The organism is Rossellomorea marisflavi, from assembly GCF_022170785.1.
Lineage (GTDB): Bacteria > Bacillota > Bacilli > Bacillales > Bacillaceae_B > Rossellomorea > Rossellomorea marisflavi_B.
This window is the reverse complement of record NZ_CP081870.1, coordinates 2,230,317-2,250,005: the sequence shown is the minus strand read 5'-3', so window position 1 is coordinate 2,250,005 and position 19,689 is coordinate 2,230,317. Positions and strand designations below refer to the sequence as shown.

19 protein-coding genes are annotated in these 19,689 nt (G+C 45.6%); 9 read left to right on the top strand and 10 right to left on the bottom strand.

Going from position 1 to position 19,689, the window contains the following annotated elements; translation table 11 throughout:
* Positions 1 to 183: 183 nt before the first annotated feature.
* Positions 184 to 1,638 carry a DHA2 family efflux MFS transporter permease subunit gene (locus tag K6T23_RS11740; protein WP_238281124.1) on the bottom strand — a complete coding sequence of 485 codons (1,455 nt, stop codon included), beginning with the start codon at positions 1,636 to 1,638 and terminating at the stop codon, positions 184 to 186.
* Entirely contained in the window at positions 1,635 to 2,231 is a 597-nt protein-coding gene (locus tag K6T23_RS11735; protein WP_056536441.1) for a TetR/AcrR family transcriptional regulator, read from the bottom strand. The genes K6T23_RS11740 and K6T23_RS11735 overlap by 4 nt, the downstream gene beginning before the upstream one ends.
* A gap of 164 nt (positions 2,232 to 2,395) precedes the next feature.
* Here K6T23_RS11735 and K6T23_RS11730 point away from each other — a divergent pair, with 164 nt between their 5' ends.
* From K6T23_RS11730 to K6T23_RS11715, 4 genes are all read left to right on the top strand, one after another.
* Positions 2,396 to 3,328 carry an aldo/keto reductase gene (locus tag K6T23_RS11730; protein WP_238281123.1) on the top strand — a complete coding sequence of 311 codons (933 nt, stop codon included), beginning with the start codon at positions 2,396 to 2,398 and terminating at the stop codon, positions 3,326 to 3,328.
* A gap of 218 nt (positions 3,329 to 3,546) precedes the next feature.
* Entirely contained in the window at positions 3,547 to 5,676 is a 2,130-nt protein-coding gene (locus K6T23_RS11725) for a peptidoglycan D,D-transpeptidase FtsI family protein (protein WP_238281122.1), read from the top strand.
* A 159-nt stretch (positions 5,677 to 5,835) separates the two neighbouring features.
* Positions 5,836 to 6,249: a hypothetical protein gene (locus K6T23_RS11720; protein ID WP_056536448.1), complete on the top strand. Its 414-nt coding sequence runs from the start codon at positions 5,836 to 5,838 to the stop codon at positions 6,247 to 6,249.
* Between the two features lie 106 nt (positions 6,250 to 6,355).
* Positions 6,356 to 6,586, top strand: coding sequence for a hypothetical protein (locus K6T23_RS11715; RefSeq protein WP_056536451.1), 231 nt, complete (start codon positions 6,356 to 6,358; stop codon positions 6,584 to 6,586).
* 40 nt (positions 6,587 to 6,626) lie between these two features.
* Here the strand turns inward: K6T23_RS11715 and K6T23_RS11710 are convergent, their stop codons facing one another.
* Positions 6,627 to 7,502, bottom strand: a complete 876-nt coding sequence (locus K6T23_RS11710) for a TetR/AcrR family transcriptional regulator (RefSeq protein ID WP_053427020.1) — start codon at positions 7,500 to 7,502, stop codon at positions 6,627 to 6,629.
* Positions 7,503 to 7,680: 178 nt separating this feature from the next.
* Here K6T23_RS11710 and K6T23_RS11705 point away from each other — a divergent pair, with 178 nt between their 5' ends.
* On the top strand, positions 7,681 to 9,219 hold the full coding sequence (locus K6T23_RS11705) for a DHA2 family efflux MFS transporter permease subunit (protein ID WP_056536453.1): 1,539 nt from the start codon (positions 7,681 to 7,683) through the stop codon (positions 9,217 to 9,219).
* A gap of 136 nt (positions 9,220 to 9,355) precedes the next feature.
* Here the strand turns inward: K6T23_RS11705 and K6T23_RS11700 are convergent, their stop codons facing one another.
* The 3 genes from K6T23_RS11700 to K6T23_RS11690 all read right to left on the bottom strand — a co-directional run bounded on the left by K6T23_RS11700 (position 9,356) and on the right by K6T23_RS11690 (position 10,734).
* Entirely contained in the window at positions 9,356 to 9,526 is a 171-nt protein-coding gene (locus K6T23_RS11700) for a CsbD family protein (RefSeq protein WP_053427022.1), read from the bottom strand.
* 422 nt (positions 9,527 to 9,948) lie between these two features.
* Positions 9,949 to 10,128 (bottom strand): hypothetical protein, encoded by a 180-nt coding sequence (locus tag K6T23_RS11695; protein ID WP_056536456.1) that lies wholly within the window; start codon positions 10,126 to 10,128, stop codon positions 9,949 to 9,951.
* 222 nt (positions 10,129 to 10,350) lie between these two features.
* Positions 10,351 to 10,734, bottom strand: a complete 384-nt coding sequence (locus tag K6T23_RS11690) for a VOC family protein (RefSeq protein ID WP_238281121.1) — start codon at positions 10,732 to 10,734, stop codon at positions 10,351 to 10,353.
* Positions 10,735 to 10,844: 110 nt separating this feature from the next.
* Between K6T23_RS11690 and K6T23_RS11685 the strand changes: the two genes are divergently transcribed.
* From K6T23_RS11685 to K6T23_RS11675, 3 genes are all read left to right on the top strand, one after another.
* Positions 10,845 to 11,321 (top strand): NUDIX hydrolase, encoded by a 477-nt coding sequence (locus K6T23_RS11685; protein ID WP_238281120.1) that lies wholly within the window; start codon positions 10,845 to 10,847, stop codon positions 11,319 to 11,321.
* A 3-nt stretch (positions 11,322 to 11,324) separates the two neighbouring features.
* Positions 11,325 to 11,897, top strand: coding sequence for a DUF4256 domain-containing protein (locus K6T23_RS11680; protein WP_238284421.1), 573 nt, complete (start codon positions 11,325 to 11,327; stop codon positions 11,895 to 11,897).
* A gap of 117 nt (positions 11,898 to 12,014) precedes the next feature.
* On the top strand, positions 12,015 to 13,289 hold the full coding sequence (locus tag K6T23_RS11675) for a hemolysin family protein (RefSeq protein WP_148984278.1): 1,275 nt from the start codon (positions 12,015 to 12,017) through the stop codon (positions 13,287 to 13,289).
* A gap of 1,061 nt (positions 13,290 to 14,350) precedes the next feature.
* Here K6T23_RS11675 and K6T23_RS11670 read toward each other — a convergent pair.
* The 3 genes from K6T23_RS11670 to K6T23_RS11660 form a co-directional block, all read right to left on the bottom strand.
* On the bottom strand, positions 14,351 to 14,821 hold the full coding sequence (locus K6T23_RS11670; RefSeq protein ID WP_238284420.1) for a staygreen family protein: 471 nt from the start codon (positions 14,819 to 14,821) through the stop codon (positions 14,351 to 14,353).
* 76 nt (positions 14,822 to 14,897) lie between these two features.
* Entirely contained in the window at positions 14,898 to 15,659 is a 762-nt protein-coding gene (locus K6T23_RS11665; RefSeq protein ID WP_148984277.1) for a hypothetical protein, read from the bottom strand.
* A 99-nt stretch (positions 15,660 to 15,758) separates the two neighbouring features.
* Positions 15,759 to 16,649: a DMT family transporter gene (locus K6T23_RS11660; protein WP_148984276.1), complete on the bottom strand. Its 891-nt coding sequence runs from the start codon at positions 16,647 to 16,649 to the stop codon at positions 15,759 to 15,761.
* A 130-nt stretch (positions 16,650 to 16,779) separates the two neighbouring features.
* On the opposite strand from K6T23_RS11660, the gene K6T23_RS11655 reads away from it, so the two are divergent.
* Complete coding sequence (locus K6T23_RS11655) at positions 16,780 to 18,156, top strand: aminotransferase-like domain-containing protein (RefSeq protein WP_238281119.1); 1,377 nt, start codon at positions 16,780 to 16,782, stop codon at positions 18,154 to 18,156.
* Between the two features lie 72 nt (positions 18,157 to 18,228).
* Here the strand turns inward: K6T23_RS11655 and K6T23_RS11650 are convergent, their stop codons facing one another.
* Positions 18,229 to 19,650 (bottom strand): alanine/glycine:cation symporter family protein, encoded by a 1,422-nt coding sequence (locus tag K6T23_RS11650; RefSeq protein WP_238281118.1) that lies wholly within the window; start codon positions 19,648 to 19,650, stop codon positions 18,229 to 18,231.
* Between the last annotated feature and the right edge of the window lie 39 nt (positions 19,651 to 19,689).

Sequence of the window (19,689 nt, the reverse complement as noted above, 5' to 3'; positions counted from 1 at the left end):
GACTTTAGGCATCCTAACATTATGTATGAGCATAGCGGGTCTCGTTGCCTTTGCCAACATGATTGTCTTATCAATACGATTGTCAAAGGTACAGGGGGACCTGGAGAGATTGAGAGAAAAAATGAAATAAAAAAGGTGCACGACTTCTTCTGAAGTCTGTGCACCTTTTCTGTTATGAAGAGCTCAGCTCATGGGGTGATCGACTTTCACCCGCTTGACGAACAGTCCGACGATGAATCCGACAACTGCGGCGATAATGGCAAATAGGAATGCATTTTGTACACCTGAAGTGAATGCAAGAAGCGGGGTCAACGGATTTGAGAGATCCGCACCGCCTTCCATGTAAGATTTCACGCCAGAAGAAAGAATCGAGATTGCAACAGCCGTTCCGATGGCACCGGCAACTTGTTGAAGGGTGTTCATGATGGCCGTGCCATCAGGATAAAGCTCAGGTGGCAGTTGATTCAACCCATTTGTCTGGGCGGGCATCATGATCATGGATACACCGATCATGAGCAGGATGTGCATCCCGACAATGAAGTAGGAAGACGTATCAAGGTCCACTGTATAGAAACCGACAAGTGATGCGATGACGATGGCAAGGCCAGGTATGACTAGCCATTTAGGACCGAAGCGGTCGAACAGGCTTCCCATGATCGGGGATAGCAGTCCATTGATGATCCCACCCGGCAATAAGAGAAGACCGGCGGCAAATGTCGTCATGGCAAGTGACGTTTGCAAGTATAGTGGAAGCAGGATCATGGATGACAGAATGACCATCATGCAGATCAATACAAGCAGCAATCCGACAACGAACATTGGGTATTTGAACGTCTTCAGGTTCAGCATCGGCTGAGCCATGGTGCGTTGTCTTAGACAGAAGACGATAAGGCCGATGACTCCGGCGGCAATGGAAATGATGACGACAGGTTCACTCCAACCTCCGCCTTCCCCAGCTGAACTGAAACCATACACGACTCCTCCGAATCCGATCGTAGAAAGGATGATGGATAAAATATCGATTTTTGGTCTGGTCGGTGTCGATACATTTTGCATGAAGAAAATACCGAAAACCAGTGCAACCAACAGGAATGGCAGGGATATCCAGAAAATCCAGTGCCATGTCAGGGATTCAAGGATCAATCCGGACAGCGTAGGACCTACCGCCGGTGCAAACATGATGACGAGTCCCATGAGCCCCATGATCTTACCGCGCTTGTGTGGCGGAACAATCAAGAGAATGGTATTAAACATTAGCGGAAGCATCAGAGCGGTACCCATTGCCTGCACGACGCGTGCCACCATCAGGAAACCGAAGTTCGGGGCGATGGCTGCAATGAAGGTCCCGATGATCGAGAAGACCAGTGAGACGACAAACAGCTGTCTCGTCGTGAACCATTGCAGGATCAGTCCGGAGACAGGTACCAAAATCCCAAGAGTGAGAAGGTAACCCGTTGTTAGCCATTGGGCGGTTGTTTCATGAATGCCAAAATCTTGGATCAAATTGCTCAATGCCATGTTCAGTGCCGTTTCACTGAAGAGGCCGATAAATCCGGCGATAAGAAATGATGTGAGGATCGGAAGAACCTTAAAGGGTCCCTCGCTTGATGTAGATGTGTTCGATTGACTATGACTCATATATGATTGTCCTCCTGTACTGAATTCTCTCTATGAAGTAGGATAGGTAGTTGCTCAGCAATGATGCGAAGAGTATCTCCGTTTCCGGCAATCAACGAAATGGTGGTCGCACCTTCTAGTAGCGCATTGATTGTAATGGCAAGTGTCCCTGCTGCTTTTTCGGGATACCCCCTTGAAATCAATGCATCGGCATAAAGCTCCTGCCATTCTTTAAAAGCAAGTTCACATGTAGATCGCAACTCTTCATGGGTAGCCGCTGTTTCGGAAGCAAGTGTCCCGATCTTAAGCCATTCCGTGTCGTTATCAGAATCGTAAAAGTCAGCGATATTAAGGATATGTCGTCGAAAGGCTTCGGATGCATCTTTATCCTGTTGAAGATCCAATTTTGTCTGTTCGACAATATGTTCTTTTACGAGCTTGATCGCTTCTTGGGCAATCTGCTCTTTCCCGTTCGGAAAATGGTAGTACAGAGAACCTTTCGGTGTCCCGCTTACTTCGATGATCTGATTGATACCGGTGCCGTGATAGCCCTGTTTTTGAAATAGCTGTGCTGCCGTTTCAAGAATCAGCCGTTTTGTAGGATTATTCTTCATTAAACGCTCACCTTTACTAAAAATTATAGAGATTGGTCTACATAAATATACTCAATCTTCCCTTCTGTAGTCAATCAAAAGAACCCAAATGTTTAATTTCGTCTTTTGAAAGGGAAAATGGAGGAGTGTATCATCAAGTGATTGAACTAAAGGAGTGAAGCAAGATGGAAAATAAGGTGAACCTGGGACATTCAGATGTGAAAGTCTTTCCCATTGGACTTGGAACCAATGCAGTGGGAGGGCATAATTTGTTCCCTCATCTTGATGAAGAAGAGGGGAAAAAAGTTGTCCGGACAGCTCTCGATCATGGAGTGAACCTGCTCGACACTGCATTTATCTATGGGCCTGAGCGGTCGGAGCAGTTGGTCGGAGAAGTTATCAAAGACTATAAGAGAGAGGACTTGGCCATCGCGACAAAAGCCGCCCATCAGCTGGACGGAGAGGGAAATGTCACCATCACCAACTCGCCCGCGTTTCTCAAACAGTCTGTCGATGATGCTTTGAAACGACTGCAAACAGATTATATTGACCTATTCTATATCCATTTCCCTGATGAAGATACGCCAAAGGATGAAGCAGTCGGTGCATTGAAAGAAATGAAGGATCAAGGAAAGATCCGGGCGATCGGTGTTTCGAATTTCGACCTTGGTCAGCTGAAAGAAGCGAACAAGGACGGTCATGTGGACGTACTGCAAGCTGAGTACAATCTCTTGAAACGATCAGCCGAGAAAGAACTGCTTCCTTATACAGATCAGCTTGGGATCACATTCATTCCGTATTTCCCCCTCGAAGCGGGGCTTCTAACGGGCAAATACAAGGAGTCTGACACGTTTGGGGATCTGCGAAAGGATATGCCGAACTTCCAGGGCAGCACGTTTACGTCCAATCTTCAAAAGGTCGACGAGCTAAGAAAGCTTGCTGATGAAAAAGGTGTGGAAATCAGCCAGGTCGTCCTAGCCTGGTATTTTTCCCGGCCATCCCTTGATGTGTTGATTCCTGGTGCGAAGAGAAGTGGTCAAGTCGTACGGAATCTCAAAACAGGGGACGTGACCCTTTCAGATAGCGAAATAGCGTTCATCGATCGGGTATTTTCCTGATTTACACATGACCCGGCAGCCCCTATAGCTGCCGGGTTTATCATTTTTTATGAGCTGACGATCTCTTACATCCCTTATATGATTCGAAGTTAAGGCTAGAAAAATAGAGAAATTTTCTATACACTAGATAATGTTACGTTTTTCACATAAAGGAAGTGTCGTAGAAAGTGAGAAAAAACAGCAAGAAATCCAAGAAAAAAAGGATCGTCCCCATGAGGATGAACCTGTTGTTCCTTTCAGTGTTCTTATTGTTTTCCCTGCTCGAGATGAGACTGGGTTTCGTGCAGATCGTCCACGGTGAAAACTATAAGAACGAAGTGGAACGCACGGAGGATGTTGTCGTCAAGACGAGTGTTCCACGCGGTAAGATTTATGACCGGTACGGGAATGTCATCGTTGACAACGTTCCGCTCAATGCCATTACATATACAAGGACAAGTACGACTTCTATCGATGAAATGATCGAAGTGGCTACTAACTTATCCAAGTACATCACGATGGATACGAAAGGCGTGACCGTTCGCGACAAAAAGGACTACTGGATCACCAAGCATCCGAAAAAGGCGGAAGCTCTCGTCGCAAAGAATGAAGTTCAGAAGCTTCAAGCTGATGAGGAACTGTCCACGGACGACGTGAATGATAAGGTCTACAAGATGCAGTTGGACCGCATCACGGATATGGAACTTGATTCCCTGACAAAGAAAGACCTTCAGATCATCTCGATCTATCGTCAGTTTGCCGGAGGGTATGCCCTGAACCCGCAAATCGTCAAAAACGAAAATGTCACGACTGAAGAGTTCTCTAAAGTCAGCGAACACTTGAGTGAACTTCCGGGAGTGAATACAACAACCGACTGGAAGCGGGCCTATGTATTCGACGATACGCTCAGGACCATCTTGGGGAATGTATCTTCATCTAAGGAAGGACTCCCGAAGAATCTGATCGATGCGTACCTCGCCGAAGGATACAACCGCAATGACCGAGTTGGGAAGAGTTATGTTGAACTGCAATACGAGGATGTTCTCCAAGGACAGAAGGAACAGATCCAGGACATCACGAAGAATGGAAGCGTCATTGATTCCAAACTCGTGCAGTCTGGTCATAGCGGGAAAGATGTTGTCCTGACGATCGACATGGACCTGCAACGGGAAGTGGAGAAGATCATTGAGGACGAGTTGTCCAAGCAGGTTGCCCACAGGGACGTGTCACCGAACCTTGACCGGGCTTTCGTGGTGATGATGAATCCCAACACGGGTGAAGTCCTTTCCATGGCAGGAAAACAATATGTAAAGAATAGCGAGACGGGGAAATACGAGCTTCAAGATGCCGCTCTCGGGACGTTCACCTCTTCCTATGAAGTAGGCTCAGCTGTTAAGGGTGCGACCGTCCTGACAGGGTATATGACAGGGAATCTGACCCCTGGAGAGACTCTGATCGATGAACCCCTTCATATCAAAGGGACACCCGTGAAGTCATCATGGTTCAACAAATACGGCCAAATGCCGATTGATGACCGATTCGCTCTCAGGATCTCCTCGAACTCCTATATGTGGAAAGTGGCTCTCAGAGTTGCCGGCGCAGAATATGTTCCGAATGAACCAATCGTGAATAACCCTCAGGCATTCTCTGTATTCCGTAACCACTTCGCCCAGTTCGGATTGGGTGTACAAACGGGACTGGATCTTCCTGGTGAATCATCTGGATTGAAAGGGACAGCAACAGATCCAGGTTTCCTGCTGGATTATGCGATTGGTCAGTTTGATACGTATACTACGATGCAGCTTGCTCAATATGTATCCACAATCGCCAATGGTGGATACCGTATAGAGCCTCATGTGATGAAAGAGATCAGGGAACCCTCTGAAGATAAGAAGCGGCTGGGATCCATCGTATATGAAGATGAGCCGAAAGTGTTAAATCGGATAGATGCCACATCAGCTCAGATCAACCATGTGCAGCTTGGATTCCACGATGTATACCATCTTCCGAGAGGGACTGCGTATACCGAGTTCAACAGCGCTCCATACGATGCGTCCGGAAAATCAGGGACCGCTGAAACGTATGTGAATGGTCAATTGAACTACAATACAACAATCATCGGATATGCACCTTCTGATAACCCTGAAGTGTCGTATGCCGTTGTCATCCCTTATTCACATATCCAAGCAAGCGGGGTAGTGGATCCCTACTTGGATAAAAAGATCGGGAAACGCGTGATGGATAAATATTTCGAACTGAAAAAAGAACGTGCAAAATCCTCCGACAACACGAATGCCGTGAATAAGAAGATTGAAAATGCCGCCGATGCTGAAAAGCAGACAAAACAAGTTAGAAAAGAAAGCAACTGATAATGGACCCCTTTCATGTGAAAGGGGTTTTTTTCAATCATACTTCTCACCTTTATAATCTTTACAAACTCTTCATGGAATCCTTACACACAAGGAGCTTGGCATCCGTTATAGTAAAGGTATGAAAGATAAGGACATTATCAATTGGAGGGATTCATCATGACCCATCTGACCGAATTGATCAACCACCACATCGTTACAGCGGAAGTGCTTTATAAGGATTGGAAAAAATCCAGGGATGTCATCGATCATCAAGTCGAACAGTTGGAATTTTTATCTCTCAAATATTATCCTGCATGTGAATGGTACTTCCAACACGATTATCCTTTCAAGCACCCTTCCATTGAAGCAGAAGCCTATTTCGGACCGATCCTTGGATATGATGAACAAAAAAATGATCTGTACGTATACCACGTCATGGATTTGAATGTAAAACGCATCAATCTCGATACAAACATAAAATCCGTTGTGTCATTTACAGAGCTGGTGAATGAAGGCTTTTATGAAGATGCATGCACTGGATTCAGTCATATCGAAGTTCTCACGGATTTTCAACTTGATCATCAATTGTAGAAGCCTTGGAGCCACGATGCCCCGGGCTTTTTTTATGCCTGCGTCCCGGGCCGAAAAAACACTGTGAAACTGTTCTGAATAGGATGGAGGAGAGAGGAGGGAACACATGCCCAGCATGGAATCCAAAGGTCCTTATTACGGGCAGGCGACGGCTCCCGATGCATCCTACGCCTATGGCCCGTTTTCCCTTGCTTCGTTCTATCCACCTGTCCCAAGACGGCCAGGCGCACCCGTTTTGACACCAAAGGGAGTGGGCTATGGTTGCTACACAGGACCAGGTCGATATGGAACGGTATTAGGTCAGGGAACCCCGTTTTTTTACGTCAGCTTGGCATAAAGAAAGCCATGCAGGATCAAACCTGCATGGCTTTTTGCATTTAATCAAAAAACGAGTGGATAAGAAGATTCAATTTGTCTAGAGCTTCCTGAGGGAATCGGTCATTTTGGCGTAATGTGTCCATCGCACTCTCGACAAGGAAGCGGCGGGGCTTCGGATGATGGAGCATTTCATCACGAATGAATTCAAGGAGCTCTGTATATCTAGGCGTATCACATAGCGGCTGCTGCTTCATGGAGAGGATGGCATGGTGGAGTTCTTTCTGGAAATCAGGATCCTGATCCCGGAAGTCTGGCATCCATTGATCGATCAACTCATAATCGAAGAGCTGCTCTCTGGACTCGGCGGCTTCCTCTACGACCCGGACAATGCGGTTGACGCTATACTGGACTACAGAATGCAGATTGGCATCGGACCCTTCGAAGGCGAAGGAATGATATTTGAGGTTCTGGTGAAGAATACCAATGAACATAATCGTACAATCGAGCAGATACGTCTTATTCTCCTCGCCGAACAAATCAATGAACCGCTGATAATACCAACGGAGCATGCGCAGCTGGCCGCGATGGAAGAACTCCTTCAAATCCTCATCATGGAGAACGACCACTTCATCGAATAACGTCAATAGCTTGTTCGAGCGGTTCGTTGCCACCTGTAGTTCGATCTGTTGGATGAATATATCGAGATCATCGGCACTCTGTCCGATGAGGAGATCGTTCCTCTCTTTTTCCAGCTTGATATATATGGATTTGAACAGTTCCATCAATAATTCATTCTTGGATGAAAAATAGTTATAGAATGTACCTTTGGAAATACCGCTGTAATTCAGGATATCCTGTATGCTCGTGGCCAGGAAACCTTTTTCGATAAAGAGCTGATGAGACATTTTTATCACGTGCAACTTACGGTCTTTCATACAATCATCCTTTATACATAAACTACCTGTCTAATTGTAATAGTACCGCAAATACACGGGTTCTACAAACCCTTACGCAACCCGGAATTTTATGATTGCAAATTATAAACCAGTGGTATATGATGTACTTTGTGAAACAGAAGTCTAATTAATTAGACCCGTAGTACAGGAGGAGAAAATGGAACAGAAAATTAATGCAACAGGTAAACGCCCCCCTTATGGAATCATTGCCATTTTAATGATTGGAGCTTTTATCACGTTTCTAAACAATACACTATTAAACATTGCACTGCCATCTATCATGAAGGATATGGAGGTACAACCGTCCACCGTCCAATGGCTGGCAACAGGCTTTATGCTTGTGAACGGGATCTTGATTCCCGCAACAGCATTCCTGATTCAGAAATATTCCGTACGACGCCTGTTCCTCGCAGCCATGCTGCTCTTCACAGCAGGTACGGTACTTGCAGGTACTGCTGAGATCTTCCCGGTACTGCTCGGCGGAAGGATGCTTCAAGCATCAGGTTCTGCCATCATGATGCCGCTACTCATGAACGTCATGCTCGTAAGCTTCCCGGTTGAGAAAAGGGGAGCGGCTATGGGTGTGTTCGGATTGATCCTCATGTTTGCTCCGGCAATCGGTCCAACTCTATCCGGGTGGATCATCGAGCACTATGACTGGAGGATGCTCTTCCACTTCATCACACCGATTGCTGTCGTCGTACTGCTGATCGGATTCTTCAGACTCAAGGATAAAAAAGAGAAGCTTGCCATGAGATTGGATCTTTTCTCATTGCTACTATCAAGTATCGGATTCGGTGGAATCCTATACGGCTTCAGTTCTGCAGGGGACAAAGGCTGGGATAGCCCATATGTATATGGATCGATTGCCATCGGGGTGATTTCCCTTGTCATCTTCATCATCAAGCAATCACGTCAAGAACGTCCAATGTTGAACTTTAAAGTGTATCGCTACCCGATGTTCGCCCTATCTTCAGCGATTGCCATGGTCGTCAATATGGCGTTGTTCTCCGGAATGATCTTGTTGCCGATCTATGTACAGACACTTCGGGGTATTTCACCGATGGATGCCGGACTTCTTCTGTTGCCGGGTGCCATCATCATGGCGATCATGTCACCGATCACCGGTCGTCTCTTCGATAAATTCGGTGGACGGATCCTTGCCATGACAGGTTTGACGATTACAGTGATCACGACCTATGCATTCAGCAAATTGACACTTGATACTACGTACACCCATTTGATCATCCTTTATTCCGTGCGTATGCTTGGAATGTCAATGGTCATGATGCCTGTATCCACAAATGGGTTGAATCAGCTTCCCGCACGCTATTATCCTCACGGTACAGCGATGAACAATACGCTGAACCAAGTGGCAGGTGCCATCGGTACGGCCTTGTTGGTGACAGTCATGTCCACACGTACCACGACACACGGGGAAGAGCTTGCCGCTGAAGCCCTTCAGAAGGCAACAAGTGGTCAACCGACGGCTGCAGCCATGGCCGAAATGAAAGCCCAAATCGGTATGCAGGCGATGCTCGAAGGAATCAATGATGCATTCCTCGTTGCCACCTTCATTGCCGGTGTAGCATTGATCCTTTCGTTCTTCATCAAACGTGCCACACCGTCTCCGGATCCGGAGGGGGCACCTCAGACGAACGAACCGAAAGCAACAACGAAGCTTGCTGAAAATTGATTTAAAAACCGGTGAACCTTTTGGTTCATCGGTTTTTTGTTGGATTTTGGAATGAGGGAAGGGAAGGAGAGGGCGCTGATGCGTAAAAAAGACTAAAGGGAACCTCCAAATGGAAGTTCCCTTTATGTATGTCTGCTTATTTTTTGAAGGATTCCTTCATATCACCATACGCTTCCTTCGCTTTCCCTTTCCCTTTTTCCATGCGGCCTTTTGTTTCAAGGGATTTATCATCTGTTGCTTTCCCCATTTGCTTTTTAGCTTCACCTTTGTCCTGTTCTACGTTTCCTTTTACTTGATCTTTATTCATGTCGATTACCTCCTTAATAAGATACATCTTATTTACCCCTTTTTTTAGATCTAAACCCTATTGATTGAAATTCTATCCGGGATCATGGCAAGAGTCATCTTGAAATGAAGATAGGAGTTGAAAAGGAGTTGTGATACACATAAAGCGCCGTAACCAGTACATATCACCGCTATTCGTTTCCGCCTTCTTACCCCAGTGTGGACGAGTGCCATCAGTGTATCTGTATATCCTTATATGTCCGAAAGCGCCCTTGAGCTAAGGTATTTTCCATTGACACGGATCCAGTGCAAGATGTTTCCCCGCTTCTCCGATAAACGCCGGGGATTCCGATGCAAGGAAGTGGGGATCGGTCGAAGAACCTTCCCGCCAGTTTTATACCTACGCTCTGAACAATTCATGCATGGCTTCAGAGCGAAGAAAGCTTAGAGAGAGAGGGCAGTGTTATTATAACCAGCCAGGTCTGTGGTGAGGCTGTAATAAAGGCTTCCTCTGTATCCATAGTCTTTCACGTCCGTGATTTCCACAATTGAACGGTTCCTCTTCATGAGCGGGACCGCATGGGCAAGTGTGATGAAATGGACATAAACGGCCTGTTTTTGCATTTAAAGCCTTTAGAGAGATCATGCTGCGTTATTTATTTGAAATTAATGTAAAAAATGTCATAAATAATGATTATTTTTAGCCTGAAACTGGGGAAAGTGCCGTTTTTACGGGGGAGGGAACATTTGTTCTGTGACGAGAAGAACAATCGAGAAGGGTGCCATGTTGCTTTTGCTTTGATAGAAAAGGATAGCTTGCTGACTGTCCCCATCCCCCTATGTAGGCTATTCGTCTATGTAGGTAGAGAGTTCAATCAGGTTGTTGTCCGGGTCACGTATGTAGATGGAACAGATGGGGCCAAGAGCGCCGGTTCTTGTCACGGGACCTTCTTCGATGGTTATTCCAAGGGCGGTGAGATGCTTTAGGAGGGAGTCTGGATCCAGACTGGTGATGAAGCACCAATCAGCACTACCGGGTGTCGGTTGGTCTGCTTTAGGCTCAAATTCATGTTTGTATTCGTGCAAGTTGATTTTCTGGCTACCAAACGTCAATGCTTTCCGGCCATTTCCGAACGTCATTTCCTCCATCCCCAATACCTCTGTGTAGAACCGAAGAGAATCTACTATACTTTTTACTGTCAGAACAACGTGATCCAATCGCTCACTCATAGTCGATCATCCTTTCTCTAGTAGATGAAGGCACTTTGACATGGCCTACACCAAAACGCTTTATTATCCAGTATAATATATAAATACGAGCAATATGAAGGGGGTATTGAATGGAGCATGTTAAAGAACTTCGAAAACGAGTTGGACACAGACCTCTTATCCTGGCAGGGTCGGTGGTGATCATTCTGAATCATCGCAAGGAAATTCTCCTTCAGCAAAGAACGGACGGCGACTGGGGGCTTCCGGGTGGACTGCTGGAACTTGGTGAAAGCTTGGAGGCAGCGGCGGTCAGGGAAGTAAAGGAAGAAACCGGATTGGAAATCGGGCAGCTCCAGCTGCTTGGAATCCACTCTGGGGAAGACTACTATTTCAAACTGGCAAATCAGGACGAGCTGTATTCTGTAACCGCCGTATACGAAGCGGGTGACGTGAGGGGAAGGATGGAGAAGGACGGAAGTGAATCCATCGATCTCAGGTATTTTTCACTTCAAAACCTCCCGATAGGACTTACCGATGAATATCTCAGCTACATAACACCCTATCTTGACCGTCTGCTTGCGGACAAAAATATGAACATGGAGGAATGAATGATGACAGAATCCACAAATGAACACAAGCACCTTTCTCATGAAGAGGTTGATAAGCTGATAATTACATTGAAGGATCGCTTCCATACCCATATGCACCGGCACGAAGGGATCGAATGGGAAGAGGTCGAGCAAGCCCTGAGGGAAAGGCCAGAAAAACTATGGTCATTGAATCAGATGGAGCAAACGTCGGGAGAACCAGATGTGATTGGAATTGAAGAGGGGGGCAGCTACGTGTTTTGCGATTGTTCAAAGGAAAGCCCAAAAGGACGGAGAAGTACTTGTTATGACCTAAAGGCACTTGAGTCGAGGAAGAAGCACAAGCCTGAGCACAATGCCATGGATTTGGCTGCTTTCATGGGAATCGACCTACTGACCGAGGATCAATATCGCTCCATTCAAAAGCTAGATGAATTCGACCTGAAGACGTCGAGTTGGATTCAGACTCCCCAGGATATAAGGAACCTTGGAGGAGCTTTATTCTGCGATCGTCGATACGGCAAGGTATTCGTTTATCACAATGGAGCAGAATCCTATTATGCTGCTAGGGGCTTCCGTGGCATCCTCTATATATGAGGGAGCGGCTTCACTAGTCAAATTACTGTACATGAAGTAAACCGATACGTATAATATGCCCTGAAGTTCATCCGAGGAGGATGAAAACGACTGATCCACTAGGAGAGTGAACGTTTTTTGGACGAATTACCTGTTTTATCAATTGTTATACTCATTGTGTTGATCATGCTTTCTGCCTTTTTTTCATCAGCAGAAACGGCTTTCTCAAGTGTCAACAAAATACGATTGAAAAACTTTGCTGACGAAGGAGTCAAGGGGAGTATAAAAGCCTATAAGATCGCAGAAGACTTCGACCGGGCCCTTTCCACCATCCTCGTTGGAAACAATATCGTAAATATCGGAGCCGCGAGTATATCGGCAAAACTTGCTAACGACCTTATCGGAGGGAACGCCGGGATATTGGTCAGTACGTTTGGAATGACGTTTTTGATTTTGACGTTTGGAGAAATCCTTCCAAAATCGCTGGCAAAAGAGCATGCAGAGCGGTATTCTCTGTCAATCTCAGGGATTCTTTATCTGCTGATCGTACTATTGACGCCTGTCAACTTTGTATTCATCAAACTGAAGGATGCTGTTTCGAAGATGTTTTCAAAGGGAGAAGGTCTGCCTTCGGTCACGGAAGATGAGTTGAAAGTGATGCTCGATATCGGTCAGGAAGAAGGCGTGATCGATTCTGAAGAGCGGGAGTTGATCAATCGATCCATGGAATTCGATGATATTGCTGTCACCGAAGTCCTCACGCCTCGCGTGAAGGTGAAAGCGGTGGACATCAATCAGCCGATTGAGGAAATCAAAGAACTCTTCTTTGAAGAACGCTTTTCACGAATTCCCGTGTATGACGGAGATATCGACACAATCGTCGGTATTCTTTCGGAGAAGGAGTTTTTCACCCATTTGCTTAAATACGGCGATGTCAGTGTAAAAGAGTTGATCCGGGATCCCAAGTTCGTTTTTGAAACAACCAAAATTTCTTCGCTGCTTCCAAAGCTTCAGAAGGAGAAGGTCCATTTAGCAATTGTTGTAGATGAATTCGGCGGGACGACGGGTATCATTACGCTAGAAGACATCCTTGAGGAAATCGTCGGTGAAATCTATGATGAACAAGATGAAGAAATCCAGCTCGTGACAAAAATATCTGAGCACGCATACAGCTTTGATCCACAGTTCCCGATCGATCAATTCTCCACCCTTTTCGAACTCGACGAACCAGAGACCACCTATCATACGCTAGGGGGTTGGGTAGCTGAAAGGTTTGGAGAAATACCGGCAGTAGGGAACCAATTCTCATATGAAAAGCTTACCGTCGTTATAGAAGACGTAGAAAATCGTAGAATAAAAAAATTAAAGGTAGAAGTGAACGAGATTTCCGAAGAAGAAACACATACAGATTGATTGATGATCTCGGCTCCCACCTCATAACACCCTTCGGCCATTACTGCTTAGCCAGTGGTGGCCGAAGGGTGTTTTTTACGTGAAGGGGAAAGGAATGATCCTCTTTTCAGTCATATAAAATATGTAATTAAGTCAAATAAAGGAAAAACAGAGCAGGGAGGAGAATAGTACATAACAAGTCATTAAATGAAGGAGTTTACGTGGCTCTTTGAACGATGCAATATAGGAGGAAAGCAAGATGGCTGATTCACCTCAACGATCAGAAAACGAAGGACAGTCACTTGAAGATTTTTTATACTTTATTGTCTTTACAATCGCTGTAGCGTTCATTCCTTGGATTAATTCGATAGTCGAAATCGTATGGATCCGGGTCATAATAGGAATTCTTTATGTTGTCATTTTGCTTCGAGTAGTCAAGGTTTTGACCAGCTATGGGATAAAACATGGTTTAAACCGGAAGTACACATTTTTTCCGCATTATATGATTTATATCGTGATTTATTTTGTGATCAAATACTGGTTAATAGAATAATACCTTATCGATCTTATTGTTTCTCGCATGGTAAAGGTTCATGGTGGATACAGTATTACATTCAATCACAGTCTAAGGACTTTATTTTTGAGATGAAATCCAGAACGGTATCAGGCATCTGCAGTATATGGTCAGTATAAGTGGGGGTGGTTGGGTAAGAGTCAGTCTTACTTTTTCTAGTTTACATAATATTTATTATAGGAAGTTGATTGGTTTTCGTTATTTCGGTCTCGTATCATAAGTATACTTATTTCAGTGAGACATAATAAAAATTTTGAAGTTCCGCTATTGAACCGTTTTTAGCGTTTATTGATGGCATTACTCAATGTTTATTACGTGACCATTATTCACAACGTTATCATGGAGTTTCTGACTCATCTTATCAAAATTTCTTTAAACAATCGCACCTGCTAGCATATTTTCTGATAACCATCGATTGTGGTTGCATCACTGTTGACATTTAAAGTTAAAACTAACGACAACAACGAATAATTCCCACTTCCTTCTAAAATGCAAAAAAGCATAAAGATCAGGAATCCTTATGCTCAGATTGCCATACATATTGTCTGGGAGTCCCAAAATAAACCATTTGATCATACTCCGGGAAAACCGATTCAAAATGGATCGTGATGGGTGCATCCAATAGCCATGGATGGTACGTGAAAAATCCAGCATCACCATTCACGATGGCTGCTAATGCGGTTCCCATCTCCCTTTTGAAGATCATGTAGCGAACCTGCGCCATCTGCCGGTCGAATTCCCCGCCGGTGATGTAAACGCGTCCGTTGAGCCGGTATTGCCCCTCCTCCCTCACCCACTCTGTCAATACTTCATCCCTCATATAGGGATTGATAGCTGACATATCGTATTCACAGCCGATCGTCACAAATAGCTCTCCCGTTGAATCTGAATGAGTTATTGTATATCGCCTGTGATCAATGGGTGCAAAAATGGATGCAGGCGGGCTGTATGTGACATGCAGACGTCCTGGATCGATCATATTCACAGCATAAGCCTCCTTGTGGATTGTTGGGCTCACTTACCTTCAGAATATGACGAATGGGCTTGTAGGGTGCCTAGCGATCCGTTTTCCATACAATCTTCATCAGGTTCCAGTTCCCATCTTCGTAATACCAATAGGAGGTGGCCGTACCGACCCCATCTGCACGGTAGGCTCCGCTGATCTGCTGATATCCTTTCAGCCCTTTTCCCTTCTTACCCCGTATCTTGGTTGGTTCAAAAAAGGCAATCGGTGCAACCATGAGCTCCGTAGGTTCATTCAGGATTCCTTTTGTAAAGATGCCAAGCCGCTCGTAATCATCTTTCCGATCCGAAAGGTCTACTGTATACGACTGCTGTGTGTCAGGGAAGGAAATGACTCCTTTATATTGATCTTCAAAATGTGCATCAATCGTAATTCCGGAGGGAAGATCCAATTCCTGAACCTTTCCTCCTTTCGCCGTATGAAGGGCATTCTCATACAACCCTCCACTTCCTCCAGTCGCCGCCCGGTATAAAAGATCTTTGACTCCGTCATGATTGAGATCAGCAAACGTTATTTCCGGTTCGTAGCCTCCCTCATAATCGATTCTGAGTTTACTGCCTTCTGATGGTGTGATCGTGGCCCATATTTGTTTTAAGAACAGCGCATCCGGCTCAAATGGGATGGCATTCAGTTTGATGATATCCCGTTTACCGTCTCCCGTTACATCTTTTTTGTAGGTTTTGATTGTCATGGTCTCCGTTTGAGGAGGGTCAGTCAGGCTGTTCCCTGCAATCGCATGCAGAGACATCAGGAAAAAGGCCCCGAATGCAAAAAGCAATTCTTTTTTCATCATTCATTCGCTCCCCGCTATTTATATTCCTTAGTATTTTCTCTCAATGCAGGGAAACTATGCGAACGATACAGAGCCTCTTTGGTCGGTAAAAGAATGAATTTATGAAGAGCGCGGCTTTATACCATTCACCGGTGCATCTTTTCCGATTGTGACGCATAGGACCACGATGATGGCAAAGGCGATGGTCAACCAGGTGACGGGTTCTCCTAAAAAAAGAAATGAAAATCCAATCATGAAGAAGGGCTGTGCATATTGGATTTGCCCTACTTTTGCTATGCCGCCCAAGGACATGCCCCCATACCATGCGACATACGCAAGGAATTGACTGATCACTCCAAGATAGAACAAGCTCAACCACGCCAATAGTGGTGCCTTCAGCATATCAACATGTACATTCAAGACTACTGGTATAAGAAAGAATGGTGCACCGATCAGAATGGCCCATGCAATCACCTGCCAGCTGCCCAGTTCCTTTGCAAGTTTTCCTCCCTCCGCATAACTCAACCCCAATATTACGACTGCAGACAATAGTGCCATATCCCCCATCTGGACGTGCCCAAAACCCAGATGGACTGCATAGAGGATGACGGTGGCGGCAGCAATCAAGCTGGCCGTCCAGTAACGTCTTGAAGGCTTCTCCCCTCCTCGCCAAATGGCGAATCCTGCAGTAGCGAGTGGTAATAGAGCGAGCTCGACAGCTCCGTGGGATACAGGCAACGATTTCATTGCGAATGTGGTCAATAGGGGAAAAGCCAGGACAGCACCTGCCGCTACAATCACTAAACTGGTTATGTGCTCTTTGGCAGGCAACGCCTGCTTCTTAAATGCAAAAAGAAGGCAGATTATGACCGCCGCTATGATCGTCCTCCCCAGTCCCACAATGGTTTGACCAAAATACGGAACCGCAAATCGGGTAGCAGGCAGCGTCAAACTGAAGGCAACGACCCCTATTAAGCCAAGAAGCATTCCCTTATTAAATGGATATTTCATCTTCATTCTCCTTCCCAAGTCCTTTGTAGTCCTTCATAATGCTAAGTACAAATGATTGTAATCCGCTTTGCTTATTTTTCATATGATGGAATTAGTCAACTGTCCTGGGACAGATGGGAGAAGCCGCAGCATGTCAGCGACAAAGTACATACACATCGTAGATTGGGTGATGCATGAATTGGACCAAAACCGGTTGCATTCTGGTATGAAACTACCATCGGTACGGTCCCTTGCCACTCAATTTCAATGCAGCAAGAATACGGTCGTCAAAGCATTAGAAGTGTTGAAACAAGGGCATATCCTGTATGCCAAGGAGAAAAGCGGTTATTTTGTTGTCGATGACTACAAGAAGCCGAATACGTCAAATGGCCAGATTGATTTTTTATCGGCTGGCCCCGATCCCGACGTACTGCCTTATGAAGATTTCCAGCACTGCATGAACCAAGCCATTGACCGTTATAAAGAGCAGTTGTTCACCTATAATGATGTCAAAGGGCTCCCTTCATTGAGGAATGAGCTCGTACGCTATCTGCAAAATATGCAAATATTCACCAAGACCGATCATATTGTTGTCACCAGTGGTTCTCAACAAGCCTTGCATATACTATCTTTGATGCCTTTTCCGAACGGGAAGAAGACGATTCTCATTGAAGAACCTACCTATTTCGGGATGATCGATGTTCTCACGCTCCACCAGATCCCGACCATCGGAATCGGCCTATCTAAGGATGGAATCGATTTCGAAGAACTTGAAAGAACGTTTAAAACAGGAGATATTAAATTCTTTTATACCGTACCTCGCTGCCATAATCCCCTGGGTCATCAGTATACGAATGCAGAAAAGAGAAAAATTGTGGCCCTCGCCAAAAAATACGATGTGTATATTGTTGAAGATGATTACTTAGGGGAACTCGATTCCGATCCAAAAGCCGATCCGCTCTATGCACATGATCAGAATGATTGCGTCATTTATGTAAAGAGTTTCTCTAAAGTGTTCCTTCCTGGATTGAGGTTGGCTGCTGTCGTTCTCCCGGAGGGACTCATCCCCTCCTTCTCACAATACAAATTCAGTGCGGATTTCAATACTTCCCCTCTGACTCAAGGAGCCTTGGAAATTTATTTACGAAGCGGGATGTTCCATTATCATATCCAACGGGCCAAAGAGGTATATGCAACGAAACTTGCCCTTGCCCTCGATGCCTGTAAAACGTATCTGCCTCTAGACGTACACTATACTGAGCCGGTAAACGGCTTTTATCTGACCATTTTTCTACCTGAAAAAATCAATGTTAATCGCCTGATCAGGATGCTTGCTGATAGGGATGTGCAGGTTGTCAGTACTTCCAGGATGTTCTTGCACTCCAATGGAAGCAATTCCATAAGAATCAGCATTTCTCAGGTAGATCAACAATCTATCAGTGAAGGGATTTTCCAAATTGCCGAGTGCATCAAAGCATTCCAACAGAAAGCTACATTCAATCCTTTATCACTAACCTTTAATCGATAATCCATACAAAAAAGGTCGATCCCGGAATGGATCGACCTTTTTAAGATGAGTCACGCACTAGAATGATGTCAGTTAATCTTTTTCTTGTTTAGGTTTAGGATCCCAGCTTTCGATTCCTTTCAGTCCTTCAATGGAATCGGAGTAGAAGACCGGATCTTTCCCTTCTTTCTTTTGCTGTCGGTAATCCCTCAGAGCCGCTATGGCAATCTTACCGAGCAGCGTAATGGCAATGAGGTTGATGATGGCCATCACACCCATGAAGAGATCAGCCAGGTCCCAAACAACCTGCAGGTCGACCATGGCACCGAAGATGACCATGCCGAGGACCGCTAATCGGTAAATGAAGAGTGTGACGGGACTGTACTTGATGAACTCGATGTTCGTCTCACCATAGTAGTAGTTTCCGATGATGGAACTAAAGGCGAACAGGAAGATGGCGATGGCAACGAACGTATTGGCCCATGCCCCGACATGCGTGGTAAGGGCTGCCTGTGTCAGCTGAATGCCATCCGTCCCACCCATGTACTCATTGGAAAGGATGATGATGAATGCTGTCGACGTACAGATGATCAAGGTGTCTGTGAATACCCCTAACGTCTGGATGAGTCCCTGTTTTGCTGGATGGGTGACCCCTGCGCTTGCCGCTGCATTCGGGGCACTCCCCATACCGGCTTCATTCGAGAAAAGCCCCCGTTTGATCCCCAGCATGATGGCTGCTCCGACCGAGCCGCTTGCGACTTCCCTGATACCGAATGCATTTTCGAAAATAAGGGCGATCATCCCCGGGATTTCCGTCACATTAAGGATCAAGATGTACAATGCGAGTAAAATATACAAGATGGCCATGACAGGTACAACAATCTGTGTCACACTGGCAATCCTCTTGACTCCACCGAAGATGATCACAGCCGTGAGTACAGCGAGGATGATCCCTATCGTCAAGCGATCGAACGAATAGGCCTCATTCATCGCCAGTGAGATCGTATTGGATTGAACCGAGTTGAAAACAAGTCCGAAACAGAATGTAATGATGATGGCAAATAGGATCCCCATCCACCTTGCATTGAGTCCCTTCTCCAAATAATAGGCAGGACCTCCGCGGAATCCGTCCTTCCCGTCTTTTACCTTGTAAATTTGAGCGAGTGTACTTTCAATGAAGCTGGTCGCTCCCCCCAAAAGGGCGATAAGCCACATCCAGAACACGGCCCCGGGTCCTCCTCCTGCAATGGCCGTGGCGACCCCTGCAAGGTTCCCTGTACCCACCCTGGATGCTGTACTGATCGTGAATGCCTGGAAAGAAGAGATGCCCCGCTTCCCTTCGGCTGAAACGGTGTTCTTGTCCGTCAACAGCCTTCCCATTTCTTTGATATATCGGAATTGTACGAATTTAGTCCGTATGGAAAAATAAATTCCTAGTCCGATCAAACCTGCAATAAGTATGTACGTCCAGATGATGTCACTCGTACCGGACATGATTTTGTTGAATAATTCCATCTAATTCCTCCCACATGTGATCTCAAAGTTGTTTTACCC